The 12047-nt window shown below is 69.3% G+C and carries 13 protein-coding genes; all 13 read right to left on the reverse strand.

The genetic code is table 11. The features are described 5' to 3' along the window. Nucleotides 1–28: 28 nt before the first annotated feature. The 13 genes from ACH34W_RS07540 to ectA all read right to left on the reverse strand — a co-directional run bounded on the left by ACH34W_RS07540 (nucleotide 29) and on the right by ectA (nucleotide 11768). Nucleotides 29–427 (reverse strand): Zn-ribbon domain-containing OB-fold protein, encoded by a 399-nt coding sequence (locus tag ACH34W_RS07540; protein WP_395959971.1) that lies wholly within the window; start codon nucleotides 425–427, stop codon nucleotides 29–31. A 15-nt stretch (nucleotides 428–442) separates the two neighbouring features. Next, the gene (locus ACH34W_RS07545; RefSeq protein WP_395959972.1) at nucleotides 443–1609 is read right to left on the reverse strand and encodes a thiolase family protein; all 1167 of its coding nucleotides are present in this window, start codon (nucleotides 1607–1609) and stop codon (nucleotides 443–445) included. Nucleotides 1610–1651: 42 nt separating this feature from the next. Continuing rightward, complete coding sequence (locus tag ACH34W_RS07550; protein WP_395959973.1) at nucleotides 1652–2635, reverse strand: GlxA family transcriptional regulator; 984 nt, start codon at nucleotides 2633–2635, stop codon at nucleotides 1652–1654. Between the two features lie 81 nt (nucleotides 2636–2716). Further along, on the reverse strand, nucleotides 2717–3712 hold the full coding sequence (locus ACH34W_RS07555; RefSeq protein WP_395959974.1) for a GlxA family transcriptional regulator: 996 nt from the start codon (nucleotides 3710–3712) through the stop codon (nucleotides 2717–2719). A 21-nt stretch (nucleotides 3713–3733) separates the two neighbouring features. Further along, nucleotides 3734–5017 carry an MFS transporter gene (locus ACH34W_RS07560; RefSeq protein WP_395959975.1) on the reverse strand — a complete coding sequence of 428 codons (1284 nt, stop codon included), beginning with the start codon at nucleotides 5015–5017 and terminating at the stop codon, nucleotides 3734–3736. 126 nt (nucleotides 5018–5143) lie between these two features. After that, entirely contained in the window at nucleotides 5144–6013 is an 870-nt protein-coding gene (gene ehuA / locus ACH34W_RS07565) for an ectoine/hydroxyectoine ABC transporter ATP-binding protein EhuA (protein ID WP_395959976.1), read from the reverse strand. Then, nucleotides 6000–6650 carry an ectoine/hydroxyectoine ABC transporter permease subunit EhuD gene (gene ehuD / locus ACH34W_RS07570; RefSeq protein WP_395959977.1) on the reverse strand — a complete coding sequence of 217 codons (651 nt, stop codon included), beginning with the start codon at nucleotides 6648–6650 and terminating at the stop codon, nucleotides 6000–6002. Before ehuD ends, ehuA begins: the two co-directional genes overlap by 14 nt. After that, nucleotides 6647–7375, reverse strand: a complete 729-nt coding sequence (gene ehuC / locus ACH34W_RS07575) for an ectoine/hydroxyectoine ABC transporter permease subunit EhuC (RefSeq protein WP_395959978.1) — start codon at nucleotides 7373–7375, stop codon at nucleotides 6647–6649. Before ehuC ends, ehuD begins: the two co-directional genes overlap by 4 nt. A gap of 4 nt (nucleotides 7376–7379) precedes the next feature. Beyond that, nucleotides 7380–8285: an ectoine/hydroxyectoine ABC transporter substrate-binding protein EhuB gene (gene ehuB, locus ACH34W_RS07580; protein WP_395959979.1), complete on the reverse strand. Its 906-nt coding sequence runs from the start codon at nucleotides 8283–8285 to the stop codon at nucleotides 7380–7382. 156 nt (nucleotides 8286–8441) lie between these two features. After that, nucleotides 8442–9350 carry an ectoine hydroxylase gene (thpD, locus tag ACH34W_RS07585; RefSeq protein WP_395959980.1) on the reverse strand — a complete coding sequence of 303 codons (909 nt, stop codon included), beginning with the start codon at nucleotides 9348–9350 and terminating at the stop codon, nucleotides 8442–8444. Beyond that, on the reverse strand, nucleotides 9347–9820 hold the full coding sequence (locus tag ACH34W_RS07590; RefSeq protein ID WP_395959981.1) for an ectoine synthase: 474 nt from the start codon (nucleotides 9818–9820) through the stop codon (nucleotides 9347–9349). The genes thpD and ACH34W_RS07590 overlap by 4 nt, the downstream gene beginning before the upstream one ends. Nucleotides 9821–9831: 11 nt before the next feature. Continuing rightward, on the reverse strand, nucleotides 9832–11094 hold the full coding sequence (gene ectB, locus ACH34W_RS07595) for a diaminobutyrate--2-oxoglutarate transaminase (RefSeq protein ID WP_395959982.1): 1263 nt from the start codon (nucleotides 11092–11094) through the stop codon (nucleotides 9832–9834). A 164-nt stretch (nucleotides 11095–11258) separates the two neighbouring features. Beyond that, nucleotides 11259–11768, reverse strand: coding sequence for a diaminobutyrate acetyltransferase (ectA, locus tag ACH34W_RS07600; protein WP_395959983.1), 510 nt, complete (start codon nucleotides 11766–11768; stop codon nucleotides 11259–11261). Nucleotides 11769–12047 lie beyond the last annotated feature (279 nt).

The following is a 12047-nucleotide window of genomic DNA, read 5'->3' on the forward strand; positions in this document are numbered from 1 at the left end:
GATTCGGTCCATAGGCTCCGTGCCACGATCACACGGGGCGGAACAGCACGTACGCCTCGCCCTCGTCCGGATGCTCGAACGTCGCCCGCAACGGCAGGCCCTCGCGCAGCGCCGCGGTGTCCACGCCGTCCAACCGCGCGTGCAGCCACGGCCCTTCGGCGAGCTCGACCAGCGCCAGGTAGGCGGGCGGCGGCGCGTTCCCGTCGTCATCGGGACGGCCGTGCGTGACCGTCCAGGTGACCAGGACCGCGTCCCCGGCGGCCTCGGCCCAGGCCAGCTCCTCGTCGCCACAACCGGGGCAGCTGCCCGCGTCCGGCGCGAACCACCGGTCGCAGGCCTCGCAGCGCTTGATCATCAGCCGGTCCGCGGCGGTGCCGTCGAAGAACGGGTCGGTGCGGCCGTCGCGCCGCAGGATGCCAATGTCCATTCTCGCCCCCATTGGTCAGATCCCCTTCGGGTGCGGGCTGACGATGAGCGTCGAGTGGTGGTCGAGGATGCCGCCGTTGCCGCTGACGAGAACCACGTCGTGCTTGTCCGCCTGGCGTTCGCCACCGTGCCCGCGGGCCTGGATCACGGCCTCCGACAGCGGCGTCATGCCCCACATGTAGTAGCCCGACAGCTGGCCGCCGCCGGTGTTGGTCGGCAGGGCGCCGCCAGGACCGAGCGCGCCGGACGCGGCGAACGCGCCGCCCTCGCCCTTGGCGCAGAAGCCGTAGTCCTCCAGCGACACCAGGACCGTGTAGGTGTAGCAGTCGTAGAGCTGGCACACGTCGATGTCGTCGACGGTCACGCCCGCCATCTTCATCGCGATCGGCCCGGACGTCACCGCGCCCGTGGTCAGGCCGAACTCGCTCCCGCGTTCCTTGCGGTGGCCTGGATGCCCCTGCCCCCAGCCCCACACGTGCACCGGTGGCTGGGCGAGGTCGCGGGCGCGTTCCGCGCTGGTGACGACGACGGCGATGGCGCCGTTCGAGACGAGGCAGCAGTCGAGCAGGTGCAGCGGCTCGGCCACCCATCGCGAGCTCTGGTGGTCGGCGAGCGTGATCGGCCCGCGCATCTGCGCGAGCGGGTTGCGCGTGGCCCACTCGCGCGTGCTGACCGCGATCGCGCCGAGCTGCTCGCTGGTGGTGCCGTAGCGTGCCATGTGCCGCTGCGCCGCGAGCGCGTAGAACGCGTTGACGCTGCGGAAACCCAGCGCGGCCGTCATCCCGCTGAATCCGTACCATTCGGGCGCGTTGCGGTGGTACGCCGAGCCCGCCGATTGCTCCGGCTTGAGCGGGGCGTCCGCGAACACGCACACCACGGTGGACGCCGCGCCACTGAGCACCGACGTCGCCGCGTACGAGACCATCGCGCCCGCGGTCGCTCCGAAGGCCTCGATCTTGGCGAGCAGGCGCAGATCGCGCAGGCCGAGGGTGTCGGCGAGCTCGATGCCGGGGGAGCCGCCCATTCCGTGGCTGACCAGCAGGCCGTCCACGTCGCCGAGGGTCAGGCCCGCGTCGGCGACCGCGAGCCGGGCCGCGTCGGCCGCCAGCCGGCGCGGGCTGCGCCCGTACACCCGGCCGAGCTCGGTCATGCCGAGCCCCACGATGCTCGCGCCGTCAACCATGGATCACCGCCGCCACCCTCCCTCAGTCGGTGACCACTTACATTACCGAACCTGATTCGGAGTCATCGGTCTGGGGCGGGCGCGGAAGGCGTTGCGGTACGCGAGCGGCGAGGCGCCCACCGTACGGGCGAAGTGTGCCCGCAGCGTGACCGGCGACCCGAACCCGGCCTCCGCCGCGACGCGTTCCACCGGCAGATCGGTGCTCTCCAGCAACTGCTGCGCGCGATGGATCCGCGCACGCAGAAGCCACTGCAACGGCGTCGTGCCGACCTGCGCCTGGAACCGCCGCGTCAGCGTGCGTACACTCACCGCCGCCTCCCGGGCGATCTCGTCCAGCGTGAGCGGCCGGTGCAGGTTGGCCTCCATCCACGCCATCGTCGGCTGCAGGGCCGCCCCGGTGTCCTTCGGATCCTCGTGCTGGATGAACTGCGCCTGCCCGCCGTCCCGCTGCAACGGCATGACGATGCCGCGCGCTGTCCGCGCGGCCACGTCCGATCCGTGGTCGCGGCGGACGAGATGCAGGCACAGGTCGATGCCCGCCGCGACCCCCGCCGCGGTGAGCAACGAGCCGTTGTCGACGAACAGGACCGCCGGATCGACCTCGACCTCGGGATGGCGGCGCGCCAGCTCCGCCGCGTGCATCCAGTGCGTGGTCGCCCGCAGGCCGTCCAGCATCCCGGTCGCGGCCAGCATGAACGCCCCGACGCAGATCGAGGCGATCCGCGCTCCGCGGGCGGCGGCCTCACGTAGGGCTTCGATCACCTCCGGCGGCGGCTCTGCCAGGAAGGAGTCGTGCGCGGGGATCACGATGGTGTCAGCGGTGGCCAGTGTCTCCAGGCCCCACGGCGTCGAGAGCGTCATCTGGCCGAAGACGCCCGTGGTGATGGCCGATCCCGGGGCCGTGCAGACCCGGGCCTCGTAGAGCAGGCCGCCGTCCTCACCGACGGACGACCCGAAGACCTGGCACGGCACCGTCACCTCGAAGGCGACGGCGCCGTCGAGAGCGAGGACGGCGACGATGTGCATGGCCAGAATCTAGCGTACAGCGGCATTCTGGACATCAGGCCCGGCGCGGGATCGCCTAACGCAGGCCGCTGACACAGGCGCCTAACGCACGTCTCCTGCCGAGGGCGGGCCGCGGAAGGTGCGGCGGTAGGCGCGCGGCGACACTCCGACCGCCGCGTGCAGATGCTGGCGGAGCGAGACCGCTGTGCCGAAGCCGACCTCTGCCGCGATCTTCTCGATGGGGAGGTCGGTCGTCTCCAGCAGTTGCCGGGCTCGGTCGACCCGCTGCCGGGTCAGCCACTGGGCGGGGGAGACCCCGACCTCCTCGCGGAACCGGCGGGTGAACGTCCGTACGCTCACCGATTCGAGGGCGGCGAGATCGGGCAGCGAGATGGGCTCGCCGAGGTGCAGCAGGGCCCAGGCGCGGGCGGTCTTGGTGGAGGGAGAGGCGGGTTCGGCGAGGGGGCGCGGGATGTACTGGGCCTGCCCGCCGTCGCGATACGGAGGGACGATCGTGCGGCGCGCGACGTCGTTGGCGACGGCCGCTCCGTGATCGTTCCGGATCATGTGGAGGCAGAGGTCGATGCCCGCGGCCTCCCCGGCGGAGGTGAGGATGTCACCCTCGTCGGTGTAGAGGACATCGGGATCGAGGCGCACCCGCGGGTAGAGCTCGCGGAAGTGGCCGGCGGACCGCCAGTGGGTCGTCGCCCGCCGCCCGTCCAGGAGCCCGGCGGCGGCGAGGACGAACGAGCCCGTGCAGATGGACGCGATGCGGGTGCCCGGCCGTATCCGCGCGAGCGCGTCGGCGAGCGCGGTGCCCAGCCGCCCCTCCGTCTCGGTCTCGTCGGGCACGTGCGCGGCTGGGACGATCACCGTGCCCGCTCGCGCGAGGACGCCCGGCCCCTGCGGCACGCGGAGGGTGAAATCGGCGTCGGTACGGATGTCCCCGGGCTCGGGCGCGCAGGTGACGACGTCGTACAACGGCATTCCACCGGGGGACTCCGCGCTGCCGAACAGCTGGTGCACGATGCCGAGTTCCAGCGGCATCACGCCATGCCGGACCAGGACCGCCACCACGTGAGAGCCATTGATCGCCATGGCTCCGATCTTCGCCGATGTTCATCGTGCGCGCGGGAGCGCCCCCGACATGAGCGCGGCGACGAGACAGAGCAGCCCCGCGAAGATCCAGACCAGGGTGTACGCGCCGAGCGCGTCGCGGAGGAGCCCGCCGGTCAGCGCCATCAGCCCGGCACCCACCTGGTGGGCGGCGAGCGTCCAGCCGAAGACGATGGCGCTCTCCTCCGGCCCGAAGCGGTCCCGGATGGCGCTCAGCGCGATCGTCGGCGGGATCGTGGCGACGTCGAGCAGGCCGAACAGCACGACGAACGCGATCAACGGCGGATGGACGGCGGGGCCGAGGATGTGGGGCAGCGCGAACAACGTCCCCGCCCGCAGCGTGTAGTAGACGGCCAGCAGCAGCCGCGCGTCGTACCGGTCGGTCAGCCAGCCCGACGCGATCGTCCCGCCGACATTGAAGATCCCGATGAGCGTCAGCATGGACGCCGCGGTCGTCGGCGCCATGCCGTGATCGCCGGCCGCGGGCACGAAATGGGTCCACATCAGCCCGTTGGTCGAGATGCCGCAGATCGCGAACGTCCCCGCCAGCAGCCAGAACGTCCGCGTCCGCGCCGCCCCGCGCAGGACCTGGAACGCACGGCGGAAGGCGTGCGGACGCGGGGGAGCGGGCGGGCTCGGCTCAGTGGCGCCGTACGCGGTCGTCCCGGCGTCGCTCGGATGATCCCGTAGCAGGAACCAGCCGAACGGGACCACGACCAGCGCGGCCACCGCCACGGTGACCGTCCCGGCGCGCCACTCCACGTGGTCGACGATCCAGGCCAGCGGCGGCAGGAACACGAACTGGCCGAACACGCTCGACGCCGTCAGGATCCCCGTGGCCAGACCCCGCCGCCGCACGAACCAGCGGTTGGTGATGACCGTGGCGAACGTCCCGCCCATCGCCCCGGTACCGAGCCCGATCAGCACACCCCAATACAGGGTGAGCTGCCAGGCCGCGGTCATGACCGTGGTCAGAACCGCGCCCGCCGCGATGGTGACGAGCGCGGCCGCGGCGATCCGGCGCGGCCCGAACCGCTCCATCAGAGCGGCGGCGAACGGAGCGACCAGGCCGTTGAGCGCCATGTTCACCCACATGGCGAGGCCGGTCGTGCCGTGCGACCAGTGGAACTCCCGGTGCAGCGGGTCGACGAGCAGGCCGGGCAGGGTGCTGAACGCGCCGGCGGCCATGATCGCGACCGCGGCGACCGCCACGATCCACCAGGCCCGGTGACCGCGCGGCCCCGGCCGACGAGTGGACGCGGCGACCCGCGTATCGGTGATGGACATGCGGTCCAGGCTGCAAGAACGGCCCGTCCCGAACGAGAGGAATCTGGGACGGAAACCGCAAACTTCGGGCCCCGCACGTCCCTGGGCGAAGAGACGCACGGGGCCCAGACCGGACCGCGTCCGGGATCAGGTGGCGAGGATCGCCTGCAGGAAGTCCCGCGTGCGCTGCTCGGTGGGCTCACCGAAGATCTGCTCCGGCGGCCCCTCCTCGACGATCTGTCCCTTGTCGAACATCAGGACCCGGTCGGAGATGTCCTTGGCGAAGTGCATCTCGTGGGTCACGCAGAGCAGGGTCAGGTCGCTCGCACGGGCGATCTCGCGCAGCAGATCCTGCACGCCCACCACAAGCTCCGGGTCGAGGGCCGAGGTGACCTCGTCCAGCAGCAGCACCTTCGGCTGCATCGCCAGCGCACGGGCGATCGCCACGCGCTGCTGCTGCCCGCCCGAAAGCTGGGTGGGATGGGCGTCGATCTTGTCGCCCAGGCCGACCATGTCCAGGAGCTCGCGGGCACGTTCCACGGCCTCGTCCTTGGACAGGCCGAGCACCCGGACCGGCCCCTCGATGAGGTTGCGCAGCACGTTCATGTTCGGGAACAGGTTGAACTGCTGGAAGACCATGCCGACCTGCTTGCGCATCTCGTGCAGGTGCTTCTCGTTGGCGGGCGCCAGCCCGTCTCCGCGCGGCATGTGCCACAGTGGCCGGTCGCCGATCCAGATGACCCCGTCGTCGAGCTTCTCCAGCGTCATCAGCAACCGGAGGATCGTGGTCTTGCCCGATCCGCTGGGGCCGATCAGTGTCACCCGCTCGCCGGGCGCGACGGTGAAGTTCAGCTCGCGAAGGACGACGTTGTCGCCGAAGCGCTTGATGACCTTCTCGAACCGGATGCCCGGCGTGCTGCCGTGCGGCAGCGCGTCGGCCTCGGCGGTCTTTCCCATCGGCACTCCCTGAGGATCCTCGGGCGTGGGGGCCTCGGACATGGTCTCAGATGGTGGCATAGCGCCCCTCCAGACGTCGGATCAAAATGGAGGACAGGACGCTGACGATGACGAAGAGAACCGCGGCGACGGTGAACGGCTCAAGGAAGCCGGACTTGCCGCCTTCGGTGTACGCCACGCGCATGACCTCGGGGACTGTGATCACCAGCAGCAGCGGTGAGTCCTTGAACAGCGCGATGAGATAGTTGCCCAGCGTCGGGATCACCTTGCGGATGGCCTGGGGCAGCACCACGGCGAACCACACCCGGCTGCGTGGCAGGTTGAGGGCGGTGCACGCCTCCCATTGGCCGCGGGGCACGTTCTCGATGCCGGCCCGGTAGACCTCGGAGATGTAGGTGGAGTAGTGCACGCCGAGCCCGATCACACCGGTCCAGAAGGCGCTGAACTGGATCCCTGTCGTCGGCAGCGCGTAGAACAGGAAGACCAGCTGCACCAGGAGCGGGGTGCTCCGGATGAACTCGATCACCCAGCGAACCGCCTGGTTCAGCACGACATTGGGTGAGCGGCGCAGGATCGCCCAGACGAAGCCGAGAGCCAGCGCCAGCACATATCCCAAGGCGGTCGCCGCGATCGTGAGGCGCAGACCTCCCAGGAGGGGGCCCACCAGGTCTCCGGCATAGGACCAGTCCCAGGTCATGAGCTGCCACCCCCCACGCCGCCGAGGCTGCCCGTACCGGTGGTGCCCGCGATGGCGGTCGCGGCACGCCGTTGCGGCCTGCGGCCGAGGATCCGTTCGCTACGGCGCTCCAGATAGCGAATGAGCAGCTGCAGGATCTGCGCCATCACGAAATACATGACCAGCACGACCAGGAACACCTCGGTGCCCTTGCCCGTGGAGGCCCGCAACTGCTGGGCCCGGAACATCAGGTCGCTGATGGTGATCAGCGACACGATGGCGGTCGCCTTGAGCAGCTCGATCAGCAGGTTCCCGAACGGGGGCAGCATCAACGGGACGGCCTGGGGCAGCAGCACCCGCCACATGCGCTGGCGCGGCAGCATGTTCAGCGCGACGGTCGCCTCGTACTGCGCCGTGGGCACGGCGTTGATGGACCCGCGCACCACCTCGGCGCCGTAGGCGCCGTAGTTGAGGCCCAGGGCCAGCACGCCCGCGACCATCGTCTCGAACCGGATGCCGACGAGCGGGAGCGAGTAGAAGAACCAGAACATGAGCACCAGGGCGGGCAGGCCGCGGAAGAACTCCACGTAGATACGGCCGATGGCGCGCGCCCAGCTGTGCCGTGAGGAGCCCAGCAGCCCGAAGAGGAAGGCCAGGATCAGCGCCAGCACCGCTGAATACAGCGTGAGCTGGAGCGTGACCACGGCCCCCTTCCACAGGAGCGGGCTGTTGATGATCTCTGACACGGGATCAGGCCTTGCAGAACTCGGCGGCCGTGCGGTTGCCGGGCATCTCGGCCTCGCTGAACCCGAAGGGCTTGAGGATCTCCAGCAGCCGGCCGCTCGTCTTGAGCTTGGCCAGTTCGCCGTTGAACGCCTGGATGAGGTCGGTGTCGGCCTTGCGGAAGCCGAAGCCGCCCGCGCCGGACTGCTCCTTGCCGTCGATCACCACGTCGAACGCGGGGGTGACCTCGAACGGGTCGCTCTTGTGCTTGGACAGCAGGTCCACCAGCGAGATGCGGGTGAGGGCGATGCAGTCGCAACGACCGGCCTTGAGGCCGTCATAAGCACCGGGCGGGTCGGGGAATCCCTTGATGTTGCCCTTGCTGACCCCGAGCTTCGCGGCGTAGTCGGCCTCGGCCGCGCCGTTCATCACGCCGACCTTGACCTTCTGCTTGATGGCGTCGTCGAAGTTCTTGAGGCCCTTGGGGTTGCCCTTGGGGACCATGAGGGCCGTCTTGGCGATGTACTCGGGGTCGGCGAAGGCGATCTGGCCGCACCGCTCCGGATTGATGAACATGCCCGCCGCGATGGCGTCGAACCGGCGTGCCTGCACACCGGCGATCAGCCCGCCGAACTCCACCTGGACGCCCCGGACCTCGTTGATGCCGAGTTCCTTGAAGATCACCTTGGCCAGCTCGGGGGCCTCTCCCGTGAGCTTGCCGTCGCTGGTGGTGAAACCGTAGGGCGCCTCGTTGGCGTAGCCGACCTGGATGTAGCCCTCCTTCTTGGCCTTCTCCAGGGTGCCGCCGCCGGCTTTCTCCTTCTCCGGGTCGGTGGTGGAACAGGCGGCCGCGCCGAGCAGGGGCACGGCACCGGCGAGCACAGCGCCGTAGCGCAGGAAATCACGTCGGGACGAGGGCGTCGGAGATGTCATCTTTGACTCCAGTTGGGTGCGCCGCCGCGCCCGCCAGGGGCTCGAGGCCTCGGGCGGGCGCGGGGGTCGGGGTTGGGAGCGGGATAGGGGACAGGTGGATGAGCCGGGGACTGGGAGCGGGGGGAAGCCGGTCCCCGGGAACGGACGTCGGTCGGATCAGTCGGTGATGGGCGTGAAGTCCCGCGCGCCGATGAACGAGGGGCGCGGTGAAGGGGCGGAGAACGGTTCCACGCAGGTGTTCTCGACGCTGTTGTAGACGACGAAGACGTTCGAGCGCGGGAACGGGGTGATGTTGCCGTTCGAGCCGTGCATGCAGTTGCAGTCGAACATCGTCGCCGAGCCCGCCGGGCCGGTGAACAGCTCGATGCCGTGCTTGTCGGCGAGGATCGACAGGCTGCCCGGGTCGGGGGTGCCCACCTCCTGGGACTTGAGCGAGGCCTTGTAGTGGTCGGCCGGGGTCTCGCCGACGCACGCCACGAAGGTCTTGTGCGAGCCGGGCATGATCATGAGACCTCCGTTGTGCACGAAGTTCTCGGTGAGCGCGATGGAGATGCTCACCGCCCGCATGCGAGGCATGCCGTCCTCCGCGTGCCAGGTCTCGAAGTCCGAGTGCCAGTAGAAGTCCTTACCAGTGAAGCCTGGCTTGTAATTCACCCGGCTTTGGTGCACGTAAACATCGGAGCCGAGGATCTGCCTGGCCCGGCCCACCACGCGCGGGTCGCGGACCAGCTCCGCGAAAACGTTGCTGATCTTGTGAACTTCGAATATAGAGCGAACTTCGTCGGAGTCGCGCTCGGTGACCGTGCGATCGTCGGCGAGGATCCCGGGGTCGGCTGCCATCCGGCGAAGCTCGGCCCGGTAGGTCTCGATCTCCTCGGGGCCGATGAGCTCTTCGACGCTCAGGTAGCCGTTGGCCTCGAACGAGTCGAGCGTCGCGGCGTCGATGGGCCCGTCGTCCGGGCCGCCGTGGACGACCGGGTCCTGCCGGTAGAGCAGGGTGGGCTCACTGGACACCCGGGTCGGGTACGCGTCGTTGATCGTGGGGTGGGACTCGATGAGACTCATGCGTCCTCCTTCTCGGCGGGCTTCGCAGCGGGCTTGTCGGTGGGCATGTCGGTGGGCGCTGTCACTTGCGGCTCTGTCAGTTGCGGCTCTGTCAGCAGCGGGTAGACACCGTTCTCGTCATGGACCTCCCTGCCGGTGCAGGGCGGGTTGAAGACGCAGACCGTGCGCACGTCGGTGTGGGCGCGCAGCGTGTGATGCTCGTGCCCGTCGAGCAGGTACATCACGCCCGGCTCGATCCGGTGCTTCTCACCGGTCTCGTCGTTGATCAGCTCCCCTTCGCCCTCGATGCAGTAGACCGCCTCGATGTGGTTGGCGTACCACATCCGTGTCTCCGTGCCCGCGTACAGCACGGTGTCGTGCAGCGAGAAGCCGACCCTCTCCTTGGCCAGCACCAGGCGGCGGCTGGACCAGGTCTCGGCCTGGACGTCGCGCTCGGTGCCGACGATCTCGTTCAACGATCGAACGATCATTCACTCACTCCTCAGACGGTGACGGCGGCGCGGACGGCGCGCACCGACTCGGCGATGATCTGCAGGCCCCGGGCGAGATCGGCCTCGGTGACCGTGAGCGGCGGCAGCAGCTTGACGACCTCGCCCTCCGGGCCGGAGGTCTCCATGAGCAGGCCGCGCATGAACGCCTCGGCGCAGATCTTGGGCGCCATCTCCGGGTCCTTCATGACCAGGCCCCACACCAGCCCGCGGCCGCGGACGGCATCGATGGCCCCGGCGTGCTCGAGCGCGATCTCGTTGAGCGCCCGCTCGACCTGCTCGCCCATGGCCAGGGTCTGCTTCTCCATGCCCTCGCCGGACCAGAACTCGTCGAGCGCGGCGGTCGCGGTGACGAACGCGGGGTTGAACCCGCGGAACGTGCCGTTGTGCTCGCCCGGCTCCCACACGTCCAGCTCGGGCCGCATGAGCGTCACCGCGAACGGCAGGCCGTACCCGCTGAGCGACTTGGACAGGCAGACGATGTCCGGCGTGATGCCGGCCTCCTCGAAGCTGAAGAACGGCCCCGTCCGGCCGCAGCCCATCTGCACGTCGTCGACGATCAGGAGGATGTCGTGGCGCTTGCACAGATCCGCCAGCAGGCGCAGCCACTCCGGGCTGGCCACGTTGATCCCGCCCTCGCCCTGCACGGTCTCGACGATCACCGCGGCGGGCTTGTCCAGGCCGCTGCCGCTGTCGTCGAGCATCGTGTCGAAGAGCAGGAAGTCGGGGGTGCGGCCGTCGAGGTAGTTGTCGTACGGCATCGCCACGCCGTGGCCGAGCGGCACGCCCGCGCCGGTGCGCTTCATCGAGTTGCCCGTCACCGCGAGCGCGCCGAGCGTCATGCCGTGGAAGGCGTTGGTGAAGCTGACGATGGTCTCGCGGCCGGTGTATTTGCGGGCGAGCTTGAGGGCGGCCTCCACCGAGTGGTTGCCGGCGGGGCCGGGGAACTGCACCTTGTAGTTGAGGCCGCGAGGGGCGAGCACCACCTCGTTGAAGCGTTCCAGAAAGGTGCGTTTGGCGTCCGTGTACATGTCCAGGCTGTGGACGATGGAGTCGCCGGCGAGGTAATCCATCAGCGGGCGTTTCAGTTCGGCGTTGTTGTGCCCGTAGTTCAGCGTGCCGGCGCCGGCGAAGAAGTCGAGATAGGTCTTGCCGTTCTCATCGGTGATATGGCTGCCTCGCGCGGTGGTGAACACCGTGGGCCAGCCCCTGCAGTAGCCGCGAACTTCCGATTCGAGACGTGCGAAAACGTCCATCTTTCCTCCGGCTCGTGAATGGGAGCGAAACAGGGTGGGAGTGATCACGTGCACGCGGCCGCGCCGGCCGCGTAGTCGTCGGCGGTCGGTGGGCGTCAGGTCGGCTCAGCAGGACGATTGGCAGGGACCATTGGCAAGGATGATCGGCGGGGGCGATCGGCGGATCAGCGGGCGGACGAGGCGCCGGCGGTGCTGACGGAGAGCGGGCCGATGCGGAACAGCACCTCGGGGTCATGGCCGTGGCCGGCCGGGAAGTGCTCGGAGCCGAACAGGGGGCTGCGATCCAGGGTGCAGCCCCGGTCACGCGCGAACGACTCGAACATCGCGGTGGAGGCGGTGTTGGCGGGGGTCACCGTGGCCTCCATGTACCGGCAGCCGCGGGCGGCCATCCGGTTGCCGAGGCGGTCCAGCATGCGCCGGGCCAGCCCCTGCCCGCGGTGCTCGCGGTCCACGGCGACCTGCCACACGAAGAACGTGTCGGGTTGCTGCGGGCGCACGTATCCGGTGATGAAACCGCAGGTCTCGTCCCCGGACCTGGCGACCACCGAAGTGTCGGCGAAGTCGCGGCACCAGAGCGTGTAACTGTAGGGCGAGTTGACATCGAGAACCTGCGACTCCCGTGCCATCCGCCACAACTCCCGGCCGTCCTCCAGGCTCGGCTCCGAGAGTCGCACCTTCGAGTCCTCGTCAGTTCGTCGTAGTCGCGATCGCAGGGGTTGTGGGGCCATGCCCAGGCAACTTAGCGAACTTCGCGAATAGCCCCATCGCGATTGTTATCAAGAGGATGTTTGGCCATCAGGGCCCCGGGTAGGGGTGGTTGATTGTTCGGTTCGGAGCACCACATTCACGTCACCGCGTCGCCGTGAAAGTGACGCACACCCTTCCTCACCTGGGCCTTTCCGGGGGGTCTCCGAGGGTGATCAGATGCAACCCCTGGGTGATGACGGAGAGTG

Source organism: Actinomadura sp. 6N118 (assembly GCF_044326415.1).
GTDB lineage: Bacteria > Actinomycetota > Actinomycetes > Streptosporangiales > Streptosporangiaceae > Spirillospora.

What these genes read in the sequence shown, in the direction of transcription:
- ehuD (WP_395959977.1), bottom strand. Translation starts at nt 6,650, where the DNA reads ATGACCTGGGACTGGTCCTATGCCGGAGACCTGGTGGGCCCCCTCCTG.
- thpD (WP_395959980.1), bottom strand. Translation starts at nt 9,350, where the DNA reads ATGAGTCTCATCGAGTCCCACCCCACGATCAACGACGCGTACCCGACC.
- ehuB (WP_395959979.1), bottom strand. Translation starts at nt 8,285, where the DNA reads ATGACATCTCCGACGCCCTCGTCCCGACGTGATTTCCTGCGCTACGGC.
- ectB (WP_395959982.1), bottom strand. Translation starts at nt 11,094, where the DNA reads ATGGACGTTTTCGCACGTCTCGAATCGGAAGTTCGCGGCTACTGCAGG.
- ehuA (WP_395959976.1), bottom strand. Translation starts at nt 6,013, where the DNA reads ATGCCACCATCTGAGACCATGTCCGAGGCCCCCACGCCCGAGGATCCT.
- ACH34W_RS07590 (WP_395959981.1), bottom strand. Translation starts at nt 9,820, where the DNA reads ATGATCGTTCGATCGTTGAACGAGATCGTCGGCACCGAGCGCGACGTC.
- ACH34W_RS07545 (WP_395959972.1), bottom strand. Translation starts at nt 1,609, where the DNA reads ATGGTTGACGGCGCGAGCATCGTGGGGCTCGGCATGACCGAGCTCGGC.
- ACH34W_RS07555 (WP_395959974.1), bottom strand. Translation starts at nt 3,712, where the DNA reads ATGGCGATCAATGGCTCTCACGTGGTGGCGGTCCTGGTCCGGCATGGC.
- ACH34W_RS07560 (WP_395959975.1), bottom strand. Translation starts at nt 5,017, where the DNA reads ATGTCCATCACCGATACGCGGGTCGCCGCGTCCACTCGTCGGCCGGGG.
- ACH34W_RS07540 (WP_395959971.1), bottom strand. Translation starts at nt 427, where the DNA reads ATGGACATTGGCATCCTGCGGCGCGACGGCCGCACCGACCCGTTCTTC.
- ACH34W_RS07550 (WP_395959973.1), bottom strand. Translation starts at nt 2,635, where the DNA reads ATGCACATCGTCGCCGTCCTCGCTCTCGACGGCGCCGTCGCCTTCGAG.